General features: G+C 71.4%; 14 protein-coding genes. 6 read left to right on the top strand and 8 right to left on the bottom strand.

The genetic code is table 11. The features are described 5' to 3' along the window. Positions 1 to 54: 54 nt before the first annotated feature. Complete coding sequence (locus ABT114_RS25315; RefSeq protein ID WP_351145135.1) at positions 55 to 1035, bottom strand: zinc-binding dehydrogenase; 981 nt, start codon at positions 1033 to 1035, stop codon at positions 55 to 57. Between the two features lie 95 nt (positions 1036 to 1130). Then, the gene (locus tag ABT114_RS25310; protein ID WP_351145134.1) at positions 1131 to 2291 is read right to left on the bottom strand and encodes an FAD-dependent oxidoreductase; all 1161 of its coding nucleotides are present in this window, start codon (positions 2289 to 2291) and stop codon (positions 1131 to 1133) included. A 155-nt stretch (positions 2292 to 2446) separates the two neighbouring features. Between ABT114_RS25310 and ABT114_RS25305 the strand changes: the two genes are divergently transcribed. Together ABT114_RS25305 and ABT114_RS25300 are read left to right on the top strand one after the other, a co-directional pair. Then, complete coding sequence (locus ABT114_RS25305; RefSeq protein WP_351145133.1) at positions 2447 to 3169, top strand: pentapeptide repeat-containing protein; 723 nt, start codon at positions 2447 to 2449, stop codon at positions 3167 to 3169. Between the two features lie 316 nt (positions 3170 to 3485). Further along, positions 3486 to 5123 carry an IS200/IS605 family accessory protein TnpB-related protein gene (locus ABT114_RS25300; protein ID WP_351145132.1) on the top strand — a complete coding sequence of 546 codons (1638 nt, stop codon included), beginning with the start codon at positions 3486 to 3488 and terminating at the stop codon, positions 5121 to 5123. A gap of 6 nt (positions 5124 to 5129) precedes the next feature. Here ABT114_RS25300 and ABT114_RS25295 read toward each other — a convergent pair whose 3' ends face one another. Continuing rightward, entirely contained in the window at positions 5130 to 5630 is a 501-nt protein-coding gene (locus ABT114_RS25295; protein ID WP_351145131.1) for a hypothetical protein, read from the bottom strand. Between the two features lie 38 nt (positions 5631 to 5668). On the opposite strand from ABT114_RS25295, the gene ABT114_RS25290 reads away from it, so the two are divergent. Next, on the top strand, positions 5669 to 7096 hold the full coding sequence (locus ABT114_RS25290; RefSeq protein ID WP_351145130.1) for a M1 family metallopeptidase: 1428 nt from the start codon (positions 5669 to 5671) through the stop codon (positions 7094 to 7096). A gap of 43 nt (positions 7097 to 7139) precedes the next feature. Here the strand turns inward: ABT114_RS25290 and ABT114_RS25285 are convergent, their stop codons facing one another. From ABT114_RS25285 to ABT114_RS25275, 3 genes are all read right to left on the bottom strand, one after another. Further along, entirely contained in the window at positions 7140 to 8087 is a 948-nt protein-coding gene (locus ABT114_RS25285; RefSeq protein WP_351145129.1) for a bifunctional GNAT family N-acetyltransferase/NUDIX hydrolase, read from the bottom strand. Positions 8088 to 8186: 99 nt separating this feature from the next. Continuing rightward, a complete protein-coding gene (pyrE, locus tag ABT114_RS25280) occupies positions 8187 to 8726 on the bottom strand; it encodes an orotate phosphoribosyltransferase (RefSeq protein WP_351145128.1) in 540 nt (179 codons plus the stop codon). A gap of 132 nt (positions 8727 to 8858) precedes the next feature. Then, entirely contained in the window at positions 8859 to 9434 is a 576-nt protein-coding gene (locus tag ABT114_RS25275; protein WP_351145127.1) for a TerD family protein, read from the bottom strand. A 183-nt stretch (positions 9435 to 9617) separates the two neighbouring features. Between ABT114_RS25275 and arfB the strand changes: the two genes are divergently transcribed. Next, complete coding sequence (gene arfB / locus ABT114_RS25270) at positions 9618 to 10055, top strand: alternative ribosome rescue aminoacyl-tRNA hydrolase ArfB (RefSeq protein ID WP_351145126.1); 438 nt, start codon at positions 9618 to 9620, stop codon at positions 10053 to 10055. Positions 10056 to 10105: 50 nt separating this feature from the next. On the opposite strand, the gene ABT114_RS25265 is transcribed toward arfB, so the two are convergent. Both ABT114_RS25265 and ABT114_RS25260 read right to left on the bottom strand, forming a co-directional pair. Next, positions 10106 to 10579 carry a GNAT family N-acetyltransferase gene (locus ABT114_RS25265; RefSeq protein ID WP_351145125.1) on the bottom strand — a complete coding sequence of 158 codons (474 nt, stop codon included), beginning with the start codon at positions 10577 to 10579 and terminating at the stop codon, positions 10106 to 10108. A 47-nt stretch (positions 10580 to 10626) separates the two neighbouring features. Next, positions 10627 to 11223 (bottom strand): flavin reductase family protein, encoded by a 597-nt coding sequence (locus ABT114_RS25260; RefSeq protein ID WP_502988381.1) that lies wholly within the window; start codon positions 11221 to 11223, stop codon positions 10627 to 10629. A gap of 314 nt (positions 11224 to 11537) precedes the next feature. On the opposite strand from ABT114_RS25260, the gene cdgB reads away from it, so the two are divergent. Together cdgB and ABT114_RS25250 are read left to right on the top strand one after the other, a co-directional pair. Next, a complete protein-coding gene (gene cdgB / locus ABT114_RS25255) occupies positions 11538 to 13196 on the top strand; it encodes a diguanylate cyclase CdgB (protein WP_351145124.1) in 1659 nt (552 codons plus the stop codon). A 129-nt stretch (positions 13197 to 13325) separates the two neighbouring features. Continuing rightward, positions 13326 to 14261, top strand: a complete 936-nt coding sequence (locus ABT114_RS25250; protein ID WP_351145123.1) for a CBM35 domain-containing protein — start codon at positions 13326 to 13328, stop codon at positions 14259 to 14261. Positions 14262 to 14263 lie beyond the last annotated feature (2 nt).

The following is a 14263-nucleotide window of genomic DNA, read 5'->3' as shown; positions in this document are numbered from 1 at the left end:
GGGCCGCATCCTGGCGTGCGCTGTTCCTGGTCTTGTTCCTGGTTATGTCCCTGGTCATGGCTCCAGGACCACCTTTCCGGTCGTTGCGCGGGTTTCCAGGGCGTGGTGGGCGGCGGCTGCTTCGGCCAGCGGGAAGCGCTGCACGGCGGGGGCGAGGCGGCCTGCGGCGGCCTCGGTGAGGGCGCGTAGTTCCAGGGTGCGTATGGGGTTGGGGCCGCCGGTCTTCCGCATCATGGCGGGGCCGAGGACCTGTTCGGAGACGCCGTCGACGAGGTACGCGCTGCCGTCGCGGATGCCTTCCGCCGACCAGCCGAAGACGAGGTGCCGCCCGCCGGGGCCGAGGAGGGCGACGGCCTCGCGTGCGACGTCGCCGCCGACGCCGTCGAAGACGACGGTGGCGGGCCGTCCGCCGAGGTACGCGCGGACCTTGTCGGGCCACGCGGGGTCGGTGTAGTCGACGGAAAGGTCGGCGCCGTTGGCACGGACCTGCGCGGTCTTGTGCGCGCCGCCCGCGAGGCCGATGACGGTGGCGCCGGCGTTCCTGGCGTACTGCACGAGGAGGGTGCCGATGCCGCCCGCGGCCGCCGGGATCACGGCGACCGAGTCGGGGCCGAGCTCGGTGAACTGCAGGATCCCCATCGCCGTACGACCCGTGCCGATCATGGCGACGGCCTGTGCGAAGTCGAGGTTCTCGGGGATCTCGTGGACGCGGTCGACGTCGGTGACGGCCGCTTCGGCGTAGCCACCGGGGGCGAGGCCGAGGTGCGCGACCACGCGCTTGCCGAGCCAGAGTCCGGCGACGCCCTCGCCGAGGGACTCGACCGTGCCGGCGACCTCGCGGCCGGGGATGGTGGGCAGGGCGGGCGGCTCGGGCAGCGGGCCCCGGAGGCCTTCGCGCAGGGCGGTGTCGAGGAGGTGGACTCCGGCCGCGGCGACGGCGATGCGGAGTTGGCCGGGGCCGGGGAGGGGGTCCTCGACCTGTTCGTGGGTGAGGTTTTCCGCGGGGCCGAAGGCGTGGAGGCGGATGGCGTGCATGGGGTCCCCCCGATGTGCGTTGTCCGGTGCGGTGCGCGGTGTGCGGTGTCCGGTGCGGTGTGCCTTGTCCGGTGCCGTGGGCCCACTCTTCGACCTCAAGCGTGCTTGAGGTCAAGGCGGTGGCGGCCCAGCGCGAGCGACACGGCGGTGACGGCGCTGTTGAAGGAGACCTCGGACAGGACGCCGGGGGCCGCGACCTGGTCGCCGGCCAGGTAGACGCCGTCGCCGCGGTCCACGGCCGGGCGGTCGCGCCAGCTGGTGCCCGGCAGGTCCACGGCGCCGGTACGGCCGCCTGCGACGGCCTCGCGCCGCCAGGTGACGCGCTCGCGCCAGCCGGTGAAGGCGAGGTCGAGGAGGTGCTCGGCGCGCGTGATGCCGTCGGCCCGGGACTCGCGCGGGGCGAGGGGGATCTGCCCCTGGAGGAGCTGCTCGCCGGTGGGCGCGAGGCTGCGGTCCTGGGCCGTGAACCGTTCGATCCAGCCGGGCGCGTCCAGGTCGGAGACGGCGAAGGCGTCGCCGCGGCGGGTGCGCAGGGCCAGGTCGATCAGGGCGGTACGGCCGCTCGGCCAGGTCAGCGAGTCGTCCCTGAGGAGGCGACGGGCGGCGTCGAGGGACGTGGCGACGATCACCGGGGTGTCGGTGGGGAGCGTGTCGACGCGGGAGAGGGTCTCCACGCGGACGCCCAGCTTCCAGGCGCGCCCGGCCATGCGGTCGATGACACTGCCCCAGCCGCCGCGCGGGTAATGGGCCTCCGGCGGGAGCTTGGTGGCACGGCGCAGGCGTTCCTGCACGAAGGCGGCGGACAGGGCGCCGGGGTCGTGGTGGAAGAGGGCGACGGCGGAGTAGTTGGCGGCGGCGCGCGCGGCTTCCTCGCCGGCCTGTTCCGTGGCCCAGGTGAGGAAGTCGACGTCGACGGGGGCCTGTTGTGCGGTACGGCGCAGCAGCTTGAGCATCGGGAAGGGCGGGGTGCGGCGCAGGGTGCCGTGGTGGCGGAGCCTGAGCCGGGCCGCCTCCAGGGGCGGGAGCGGGGCGAGCGGGCCGATGAGGTCGCGCTGCTTGAGCCAGGTCCAGTGCGGGCCGCCGTTGTAGAGGGCGTGCGGGCCCTCGTTGGTCCGGTACGGGCCCTCGGCGGTGCGGGCCCGGCCGCCGAGGGAGTGGTGGGCCTCGTGCACGGTGACCTCGAGGCCCGCTTCGGCGGCGGTGATGGCGGCGGTGAGGCCGGCGAAGCCGCCGCCGACGACGGTGATGCGCTGCATGGCTGGGGTCTCCTCTGCTGGGCTTGCTGGGCTCTGCTGGGCCTGGTCGGGGGTGCCTGTCTGTGAGTTAGGACTGATTGAGGGGCCGGATTGTGACATCGACTGTGTTCGCGCAGGTCAGGGCGACTGTCAGTGGTCGGGTGCAGGATGGGGGCATGGTGAGGACAGGTGCTGGGGGAACCGGTAGGTCCGGTGGGGCCGGTAGGACCGGTGGGACCGGTGGGGCTGGTCGTAAGGGTGCGCGGCGGCCGGAGGTGCGGCTGCCGCCGCTGGAGCCGTACGGCGGGGGCGGGCTGGAGCCCGACGGGGACTACGACGGGCTGGAGTTCCGGGAGGAGGACTTCGTCGGGCAGGACGGCGGGGGCGCGCGCTTCATGGACTGTGCGCTGAAGGGCTGCGCGCTGGACGAGACCCGACTGCACCACGCCCGGATCCTGGACTCGGTCCTCACCGGTATACGAGGTGTCGGTACCGACCTCGCCGAGTCGACGTTGCGTGATGTGGAGCTGGTCGACGCGCGGCTGGGCGGGGTGCAGTTGCACGGTGCCGTGTTGGAGCGGGTGGTGATCCGCGGCGGGAAGATCGACTATCTCAACCTGCGCAAGGCCCGCCTGAAGGACGTCGTCTTCGAGGGGTGCGTCCTCGTCGAGCCGGACTTCGGGGGCGCCCGGCTGGAGCGGGTGGAGTTCGTGGACTGCGCGTTGAAGGGCGTGGACTTCGGCGCGGCGACCCTGACGGACGTGGACCTGCGCGGGGCCGCTGCGCTGGAGATCGCGCGGGGAGTGGACCGGCTGAGGGGGGCGGTGATCAGCACGGGGCAACTGCTGGATCTGGCACCGGTGTTGGCGGCGGAGATGGGGATTCGCGTGGAGGGATGAGGCCGGGGCGGGATGAGGCCGGGGCGGCGGTGCCCGGAGGCCTCAGAGGCCTCAGCCGATGTGCCGCTGGAATGTCTCGATCGTGCGGCGCCGCATCGGGCGTTCCCGGTGCCGGGGGTGCGGAACTGTTGCCGCTTGACCGTGTACGAGTGCGCTTTCGCGAGCATGAGTGAGCGTCGGCTTCGGCAGTCGAGTCTGCGGGCGGGTTTCCGGTCGGTGGGAACGGGAGTTTGTTCGTCGAATGGGTGACCTTTGCGGGCGGGGTTCGTTGGGTGGGGTGACGGGATGGTGCGGCGCTGGGTGGGGGGGTGACGGGGTGGGTGGGTTGCGGGAGGTGGCGGCGTCGTTCGTGGTGCCCGGCCCGGCGGGTGTGGCGGTCCGGGCCCGGTTGCGGGTGTCGCAGGCGGATGCGGTGGTGCTGGCCGAGGTGGGGGTGTTCCTCGGCGGACTGGCCGCGGGTGATCTCGCGGTGCGTTCCCGGCAGGGACTGGAGCACGGCAGTGAGACTTGGGCGGTGCGCAAGCGGGAGCTGACCGGGGTCTGTTCGGCGCGGTGGGCGGGCAGTATCACCAAGGCCACGCACGATCAGTGGGCGCTGGCCCGGCGGGGGCAGGCGGCGGAGTTGGCGTGGCTGCGGGGGCAGATCGCGTCGATCGAGGCGCGGCTGGCGCGTCCGCTGGGCGCGAAGGCGGACAAGCGGGCGGGGCTGGCGCGGGGGTACGGGTCGCGGTGGGAGTGGCATGCCAAGTCCCGCCGCCTGCACGCGCTGCGGTCCCGGCTGGCGGGGGTGGAGGCCAACTGGGCGGCGGGCCGGGTGCGCGTGGTGCGGGGCGGGAAGAAGCTCGCCCGTCTGCGCCACCACCTGGATGCGGCCGGGCTGGACGAGCAGGGCTGGCGGGAGCGGTGGCGGGCGGCGCGGATGTTCCTGGCCGCGGACGGGGAGTCCGGCAAACGCTTCGGCAACGAAACCCTGCGTATCACCGACACCGGACAGCTCTCCCTCAAACTCCCCGCCGCCCTGGCGCACCTGGCCAACGCCCCGCACGGCCGGTACCTGCTGGACGCGACCGTGCAGTTCGCGCACCGGGGTGCGGAGTGGCTGGACCGGATCACCGCGAACCGGGCGGTCGCCTACCGCATCCACCACGACCCGGTACGTGGCCGCTGGTATGTGACCGCCTCCTGGCAGCGCACCCCCGCCCCCGTGCTGCCCCTGGATGCGGCGCTGGCCCGGGGCGTGGTCGCCGTCGACATGAACGACGACCACCTCGCCGCCTGGCGTCTCGACCCGCACGGCAACCCCGTCGGCGAGCCTCGCCGCTACTTCTACGACCTGACCGGCTCCGCCCACCACCGGGACGCGCAGATCCGCCACGCCCTCACCAGGCTGCTGCACCACACCCGCGCCACCGGCGCGGCCGCGATCGCCGTCGAGGACCTGGACTTCACCGACGGCCGGTGCCGGGAGAAGCACGGCCGCAACAAACGCTTCCGCCGCCTGATCTCCCGCTTCCCCACCGCGAAACTGAGGGCGCGGCTGGTGGCGATGGCCGCCGAACAGGACATCACCATCGTCGCGGTCGACCCCGCCTACACCTCACGGTGGGGCGCCCAGCACTGGCAGAAGCCCCTCACCACCAGCAACCGACAGGTTTCCCGGCACGATGCAGCGAGCATCGCGATCGGGCGACGCGCCCTCGGACACCCGATCCGGCGACGGACGACACCGCCCCCACACGACCAGAGCGATCGTGCGGGGCATCGGACCGCCCAGGCCAGACCGGGCGCCCCGGGGCGTGAGGGACCCCGCCCCCGCATCCCCGGACCACGCACCAGATGCGTGCCGCCCGGCAGCGGAGCGAACGCGGGCGACCAGCGTGCCCAACACCGTTCGGAGCACGCGGCCGAGCAACAGCGGTCCTGGATGCAGGACTCGCTCCCGCTCAGTCTCTAGGAACGGTCAGGTCACTCGCGGAAAGCGGGCCTGGAGTGTCCAGATGGCCGGGTTCTCGCCCAGGTCGTCGTGCAGGTCGACGAGGTCGGCGATCAGGTCGTGCAGGAAGTCCCGTGCCTCGCGGCGCAGCTCGGTGTGGGGGAAGGTGAGCGGGGGTTCCTCGGCCGGCATCCAGTCGGACTCGATGTCCACCCAGCCGAAGCGGCGCTCGAAGAGCATGCGGTCGGTGGACTCGGTGAAGTCCAGTTCCGCGTGCTGTGGACGGGCGGCACGGGAGCCGGCCGGGTCCCGGTCGATCCGCTCCACGATGTCGCACAGCGCCCACGCGAAGTCGAGCACCGGCACCCATCCCCAGGCTGTGGACAACTCCTGGTCCTTCTCGGTGTCGGCCAGATAGACATCGCCGCAGAACAGGTCGTGGCGCAGCGCGTGGACGTCCGCGCGCCGGTAGTCCGTCTGAGGCGGGTCCGGGAAGCGGTTGGAGAGGGCGTAGCCGATGTCGAGCACGTAGGTGATGGTGTCACGCCCCTCATAGGATCCCTGACATGTCCCGATCCGTGCCCGTTGTCCCCGCGCTCGTGCTCGCCCTCGTCCTCACCGCGTGCAGCGGCGGCGGCCACGGCACCTCGGGCGCCGGTGGCGTCCACGGCACCCCGGGCGGCTCCGGCGTGCGCGACCCGTACTTCCCGAAGACGGGCAACGGCGGCTACGACGTCACCCACTACGACCTGAAGCTCGCCTACGACCCCGGCACCCGCCACCTCACCGGCACCGCCGGCATCACGGCCCGAGCCACCAAGGACCTCTCCGCCTTCGACCTCGACCTCAAGGGCCTGGACGTCCGAGCGGTCACCGTCGAGGGCCGGGACGCCCGCTGGAACCGTGCCGGCCAGGAGCTGACCGTCCGCCCGCACGACGACCTCGACGACGGCGAGACCTTCCGCGTCATGGTCCGCTACGCGGGCACTCCGGTCACCATCACCGACCCGGACCGCTCCAAGGAGGGCTGGCTGCCCACCACCGACGGGGCGCTCGCGCTCGGCGAGCCGACGGGTTCGATGGCCTGGTTCCCCGGCAACCACCACCCGTCCGACAAGGCGACGTACGACATCGCCGTCACCGTGCCGAAGCCCCTGAAGGCGATCGCCAACGGCGAGCTGACCGCGGAGACGAGCACGGACAACCGCACCACCTTCACCTGGCACACCGCCGAACCCATGGCGAGCTACGTGGCCACGGTCGCGATCGGCCGCTACGACGTCGCCCGCTCCACCACCGACGACGGTCTGCCGGTGTACGTCGCCGTCGACCCGGAGCGCACGGAGGCGAGCCGCGCCGTGCTGGCGAAGATCCCCGAGGCCATGGAGTGGGCGGAGTACAACTTCGGCCCGTACCCCTTCTCCTCCACCGGCGCGATCGTCGACCGCGCCGACGACGTCGGCTACGCCCTGGAGACCCAGAGCCGCCCGGTCTTCCCCGACGTCCCCGACACCGAAACCCTCGTCCACGAACTCGTCCACCAGTGGTACGGCGACTCCGTCACCCCGAAGACGTGGCGGGACATGTGGCTCAACGAGGGCTTCGCGACGTACGCGGAATGGCTGTGGGCGGAGGATCACGGCGGCGACAGCACCCAGAAGACCTTCGACGCGCTCTACGACGGCGACTACTTCGACAGCAAGGAGGCGAACGAGGCGATCTGGGCGTTCCCGCCCGCCAGGCCGTCCAGTGCCGCCCACATCTCCGACGCCCCCGTGTACTGGCGCGGCGCCATGGTCCTGCACAAGATCCGGCAGACCGTCGGCGACGACACGTTCTACGACATCATCCAGGGCTGGGCGGCCGCCCACCGCCACGGCAACGCGGACACGGCCGAGTTCACGGCGTACGTGGAGGAGAAGGCGCCGGGCAAGGACTTCAGCGGCATCTGGGAGGACTGGCTGTACGGGGACGGGAAGCCGGCGCATCGCTGACCGAGGCTGACAGCGCTGAGCTGCCTTTCCCCGCCGGGCCGGCTCAGTCCTGGTCCAACTCGTCCAGCAGCCGTGCCAGTTCCGGCGGCCAGACCGGCTCCGGCTCCTCGGCGAGTTCCTCCCGCGTCCACCAGCGCCAGGCCAGGATCCCGTCCTGTGCGTGTGCGGCGGCGAGATGGGGGCCGGTCGGCTCGCGGTGCGGGCCGTGGGCGACGTAGATGTGCTCGTGCTGGCGGACGGGGATGTTGCATCGGGTGAAGTCGTGTTCCCACGTGCACAGCAGCGGGCCTGGCTCCAGGTCCGTCCAGCCGGTCTCCTCGCGCAGTTCACGCAACGCGCCCTCGCGCGGCGACTCATCGGCCTCGAGTCCACCGCCGGGCAGTGCCCAGTGGACGCCGACCTCGACGTTGTCGTACCGGAAGAGGAAGACGGAGCCGTCGGGGTCGAGCACGGCGACGCGGGCGGCCCGGCGCGGGGTGCGGAGTCGTTTGCGCAGTACGGCGCAGGGGCGGCCGAGCCGGCGGTCGCGGCGGTGGTCGACGACCTCGTACCCGAGGGCGGTCCAGAAGGCGAGGCCGGCGGGGTTGTTGTCGAGGACCGCGAGGCGTACGGCGCTCCGCCCCGCGGCGCGGAATCGTTCCTCGACGGCCACCGCCAGCTCCCGCCCGTACCCCTGCCGCTGCACCCCCGCATCCACCATCAGCAGTCCGATCCATGGGTCCGGGTCGGCCGGATCGGGATGCCGTGCGAGGGTCACGGCGACCCCGACGAGCCGTCCCTCGCCGCGGGCGAGCAGCACCTCCACGTCCGGATTCGCCAACTCGTCCGCCAGCGCCGCCGCCACCTGCTCCGGACGGAGGTCGTCCGGGTCGGGAAAGTCGCCGCTGAGGGCGTGGAAGGCGCGGTTGGAGGCGTAGAGCGCGGTGAGTTCGGTGAGGAGGGGGGCCGGGATGTCGTGGTCGGGGGTGAGGGGGAGCGGGTCGAGGCGCATGGGCGCAGGTTAGTTGCGGGTGGGATGGGCGTGGAGCTCGAACCGGATGTGTCTGCCCGGAACCGGTCCGGCCCGATCCTGACCTGAAGCCCGGGAACTTCAGTCCCGGGTAGGTGACGCAGCCTCGCGCAGATCCGTGGCCGTCAGTAGGGAGATGAGGTCGATGCCTTCGGCTTCGAGGGCCGCCCTGCCGCCCTGCTCGCGGTCGATCACGCACAGGGCCGTGCCGATGTCCGCTCCGAGAGCCCGGAGGTCGGCCGTGGAGAGGACGATCTGGCCGCCGCTGGTGACGACGTCCTCGATCACCAGCACCCGGCGGCCGGCCACCTCCGCGCCCTCGGCGAGGCGGCAGGTGCCGTACGGCTTGGCCTGCTTGCGTACGAACGCGCAGGGCAGGCCGGTGTGGCGGCCGAGTGCGGTGACGACGGGGATGCCCCCCATCTCCAGGCCGGCGAGCACCTCGGTGTCGGACGGCACCAGCGGGGCCATGGCGCGGGCTATCTCGTCCAGGAGGACCGGGTCGCCCTCGAAGCGGTACTTGTCGAAGTACTCGGACGCGGTGCGGCCCGAGCGCAGCGTGAACTGCCCGGTCAGGTGGGAGACGGCATGGATGCGGCGAGCAAGATCAGAAAGGGTCACAGGGCGGCAGTCTCGCAGAAGCGGCGTCGTCAGATCGAACGCCGGAGCCCCCGACGAACGCCGGAGCCCCCGGCGAACGCCGGAGCCCCCGGTCAAGCGAGTGACCGGGGGCTCCGTGCAGTCGGGCGTAGATCAGACGTTCACGCCGAAGTCCTGGGCGATGCCGACCAGGCCGGACGCGTAGCCCTGGCCGACCGCGCGGAACTTCCACTCCGCGCCGTTGCGGTACAGCTCGCCGAAGACCATGGCGGTCTCGGTCGCCGCGTCCTCGGAGAGGTCGTAGCGGGCGATCTCGGCGCCGCCGGCCTGGTTCACGATGCGGATGTACGCGTTGCGGACCTGGCCGAAGTTCTGCGAGCGGTTCTCCGCGTCGTAGATCGAGACCGGGAAGACGATCTTGTCGATGTCGGCGGGGAGACCCGCGAGGTTGACGTTGATCGCCTCGTCGTCGCCGGCGCCCTCGCCCGTGCGGTTGTCGCCGGTGTGGACGATGGTGCTGTCCGGGGTCTGCTTGTTGTTGAAGAAGACGAAGTGGGCGTCCGAGTAGACCTTGCCCTGGTTGTTGACCGCGATCGCCGAGGCGTCGAGGTCGAAGTCGGTGCCGGTGGTGGTGCGGACGTCCCAGCCGAGGCCCACGGTGACGGCGGTCAGGCCCGGAGCCTCCTTGGTGAGCGAGACGTTGCCACCCTTGGACAGGCTTACAGCCATTGTTGGGAGTCCCTTCCCTCGTTGCGTACGCGGCTTCGTACGGCACGAAGCTACAGCTACCCCTATGAACGCCGAGAGGTGTACCGAAGGTTCCGGCTCCCTTTACTTTCTTTACCCGATTGCCCGGGGCGGGCGGAGAAGCCGTGGATATTTGCGTGACGTGGACCGGACACAACCGGGAACATGGAGGGCATGTCTGGTCCTTATGTCGTCCGCGGCTCCGTCTCGCTCCCCGAGGCCGAGCTCATGTGGCGTTTCTCGCGGTCGTCGGGGCCCGGTGGGCAGCACGTCAACACCAGCGACTCGCAGGTGGAGCTGCGGTTCGACCTGGCCGGGACGCAGGCGCTGCCCGACGTGTGGAAGCAGCGGGCGCTGGAACGGCTGGCGGGGCGGCTCGTCGACGGTGTCGTGGTCGTCCGTGCCTCCGAGCACCGTTCCCAGTGGCGCAACCGCGAGGCCGCCGCCGTACGCCTCGCCGCCCTCCTCGCCGAGGCCACCGCGCCGCCGCCCAGGCCACGCCGGCCGACCCGGATCCCGCGCGGGATCAACGAGCGGCGACTGCGGCAGAAGAAGCAGCGCTCGGACACCAAGCGGGGGCGGTCCGGGCGGGACTGGACGTAACCGAACAAGGTCCCGGACCGGCTCGACACCGAACCGGCCTGTGACAGGCCTCAGGGCAGGTCCAGAACCCCCACGACCTCGCCCTCGCTCTCCTCCCCGGTCGTCCGGAAGCCGAGGCCCAGGTAGAAGCCCTCCGGGCCGTGGGGGCCGCGGTGCCAGGTGACGTAGAGCTCCTTGCCGCCCCGGCGGCGGATCTCGGCGGTCACGGAGTCGACGGCGAAGCGGCCGTACCCGCGGCCCTGCTCGCCGGCCGCGATGTTCAGGCGCCACAGGCCGGAGCGGAAGAGGGTGCCGTCGGCGCGCCAGTCGATGTCGAAGAAGGCCATGAGGAAGCCGACGGGCCGGTCGCCGTCGACGATCAGGCGCGGCCAGGCGACGCCGGAAGGATGGACGTACGCCTCGGCGAGGGACTTCATCACCGGGGCGACCGCGTACTCCTGCTCGGGGCGGACCCGGAGGCCGGTCGCCGCGTCGAAATTGGCAGGTGTGATTTCCTCGAGGCGCAGCGCGGAAGTCGTCGTCATGCGGGCACCGTAAGCGCAGTGACATCGCAGGGCCACGGAATTCCGGCTCACCCCAACTGCCGGTACCGCCCCCGGAAATACATCAGCGGCCCCCCGTCCGCGCTCGGCACCTCCGCCGCCAGCACCCGCCCGATCACCAGCGTGTGGTCCCCCGCGGTCACCCGCTGCTCGGTACGGCACTCCAGGGTCGCCAGCGCGCCGCCCACCAGGGGAGCGCCGGAGACCTCGCCCCGTACGTAGGGGATGTCCTCGAACAGCAGCCGGTCGCTGATGCGGCCCTTCATGGCGAACCGGCCGGCGATGTGCCGCTGGCTCTCGGTGAGCACGGAGACCGCCCACAGGGGCTGCTCGTCGAGGAGGTCGTCCATGCGGGAGCCCTCGCGCAGGCTGACCAGCACAAGGGGCGGGTCCAGGGACACCGACAGGAAGGCCGTCGCCGTCATGCCGACGTCCTCGCCGCCCGGCGCCGACGGGTCGTCGGGGTCGAGCGGCGGCTCCTGAGCGGTCACCAGGACCACGCCCGCGGCCAGCCGGGCCATCGCGGCGCGGAACTCGTCGTTGCTCACCCCCACAGCATGCCCGGCGGCGGGGGAGGGCACGGCAGGAGAAGCGGCGGGGGAAACGGCAGGGGGAGTTTTCAGCACGCCGGAAACGCTAGTCTCCGGCCCGCGGGCAGCACATCGGACCTCGGCCCGAGTGCGGTCCTACGACCGTGGACCGAGACGGCAGGCATCATGTCCACACACTCACAAAGTTTGCGTTCAGTAAACGCACAGGGAAAATACAGAAACTCCACTCAATGATTCAGCTCCTGCTGTGACTTGAGTCACAAGAGCCACTAATTGTTGACCCTGTGTACCGAGTGGGCAGCGCGCTGTGATTCAGTGACGGGGAAGCTGCAAGGAGTACGCCAAAGACAACCCTTGATTCGCTGCGAAGTCTCGGGGGGAGGGCGAGCATGGAGACCGAGTCGGAGCCGTACGTCCGTCTTGCGTCCCTGCGACAGCTGCACCAGGTCATGGCGGACATGAACACCGCACGCAGCCTGGCGGACACACTGCAGACCGTCGCGGAAGGCGTAGTGACCGCCCTCGGGTACGAGTTGGCGTGCGTGAACCTCGTCCGCCCTGACGGCGACCTCGTGGTCGCCGCCTTCGCCGGGAACCCGGCCGCCGAGGCCCTCATCACCGGCCGCGTCGGCTCGCGCGAGTCGTGGGAGCGCCGCCTGAGCATGGGCGAGACCTGGGGCGACCTGGTCTTCATACCCCACACCGAGGGCTGGATCCTCGACGACGACGACGTGCCCCAGTGGTACACCGACGGGCCGGCCCCCCGCTTCGAGGACGAGTGGCACCCCTCCGACCGGCTCTACGCGCCCATGTACACGCCCGCGGTGCCGGGCGGCACCTGCGGCGAGCTGATCGGCGTGCTGTCCGTGGACCGGCCGCGCAACGGCCGCCATCCGGGCGCGTGGGGGCGCGAGGCGCTCCAGATGTACGCGTTCCAGGCCGCCATCGCGATCAGCAACGCGCGTCTACGTGCGAATATGCAGCGCGCACTGGTCCGGCTCGAAAGGGAACAGCAGGCCCTGCGCGCCAGCGAGGAAAGCTTCCGCCAGGCCTTCGAGTACGCCCCTTCCGGCATGGCCATCGCCGAGATGGGCGGCGAGCAGCACGGCCGGATCCTGCGCACCAACGACGCCCTGTGCCGCCTGCTGGGCCGCCCGGCCTCGGCGATGCGCCGCTACTCCTTCTCCGACCTCGTCCACCCCGAGGACATCGGCACCCTGCTGCGCACCTCGGCCGAGGGCGGGCGGGCCGAGCTGCGCCTCGGGCGTCGCGACGGCACGTACGTCTGGGTCTCCCTGCGCAACAGCGTCGTCGCCGACGCCGCCGACGGGCCCCGCTTCCTGCTCACCCACGTCGAGGACATCGAGGAGCGCAAGCGCCGCGAGCTCCAGCTCGCCCACCGTGCCTCCCACGACTCCCTCACCGGCCTGCCGAACTCCGCGGAGCTGCGCTCCCGGCTGTCCGCCCGGCTCTGCCAGCGCCCGCAGTCGACGCACCCCGCCGCGCTCGACTCCCACGACGCGGCCTTCGGACACCCCGCCTTCGACGCCAACGGCCACGGCTTCGACTTCCGGCCGGGCACGGAGGCGTTCGACGCCTACGACCACCACGTGCACACCGCCGCCCCCGAGGACGACCGGGACGACGGCACCAAGGGGCTCGCGGTCCTCTTCTGCGACCTCGACGGCTTCAAGTCGATCAACGACAGGTTCGGCCACAACGCGGGCGACGCCGTGCTCATCGAGGTCGCCCGGCGGCTCAGCCGCCAGGTCCGCGACGGTGACACGGTGGCCCGGCTCGGCGGCGACGAGTTCGTGATCCTCGCCGACGGACTCGGCCGGGCCGACGCCCAGGACCTCGCCGTACGACTGCGCAACGAGATCATCCAGCCCATCCGGGCCGAGGGGCGGGCCGTCCGCGTGGGCGCCAGCTTCGGCATCGGCTGGGCGCACTGCGGGATGACCGCGGACGAAGTGCTGAAGTCAGCTGACGAACGGATGTACGTCGAGAAACGATCTCGTCCCAAACAGCACAGACGTGCGGGATGATCCGCAGGTCAGCGAGTTGATGCGGTCCGAGTCACCTGTTTGGGGCACCGGAAGCGGGTAGGCTCGCCATCTCTACACGTATACACACGCGTACCGATCCGCCCCGCACCTGTTGAGGAGTACGAAGGGATGACGCCCGGCAATAACGGCGCGAGCACGCCCGAGGACGACGACCCGTTCGGCTACCTCTACGCCGACGGCCAGGCCAACGGAGCCCAGCCGCCGTCAGGCGGTGGCTACGGCTACCCGAACTCGGTCAGCCGGGTGCGCTCGGTCGGCGAGCGGCAGTACGGGCAGCAGGCGCCGACTGCCCCGTACGGCCAGCCCAACGTGCCCCAGCAGGCCGCGTACGGCCAGCCGAACGCGCACTACGCGGCCCCCGAGACGTTCCCCGGCGGCCCGCCCACCACCCCGCAGCAGTCGGGGCACGGCGGGGGCGGCCGGGGCCGCGGCCCCAACACCAAGGGGCTGTTGATCGGCGCGATCGCGGTGGTCGCGGCGGTGGTGATCGGCATCGGCGTGGCCATGCTGGGCGGTAACGACGACAACAAGTCCGACAACACCGCGAGCACGGCGCCGTCGACGTCGCAGAGCGCGTCCCCGAGCGAGTCGGCCACCAAGCAGGCGGACGACACCTTCGAGCCGCAGAAGATCGACGCGAAGGCGCTGCTGCTGTCGGGCACCAGCACGTCCACCGACGTAGCGGGCGCGCAGTCGGAGGGTGGTGTCTACGTGACGGGCTTCAACCAGGTCGGTGCGTCCGTCACCTGGAACGTCAGCGGCATCCCGAAGAGCGGCAAGTACACGCTCAACGTGCGCTACGGCGTGCCCGGCAAGGACGCCAACGCGACCCTCACGATCAACGGCGAGGCCCAGACCCGGCCGCTGAACCTGGCGAACTTCTCCAAGGCCGCCGAAGGCGACTACGAGAAGGGCTGGACGACGACCTACGCGTCCATCACCCTCAACAAGGGCACCAACGTCATCAAGATCTCCTGCGAGCAGGGCAACCAGTGCGACGCCAACCTGGACCAGCTCTCGCTGGAAAAGGGCTGGAAGAGCTGAGG

This window comes from Streptomyces sp. NPDC002088 (genome assembly GCF_040296605.1).
In the GTDB taxonomy this organism is placed as follows: domain Bacteria; phylum Actinomycetota; class Actinomycetes; order Streptomycetales; family Streptomycetaceae; genus Streptomyces.
This window is presented reverse-complemented; position numbering and strand designations above follow the sequence as displayed.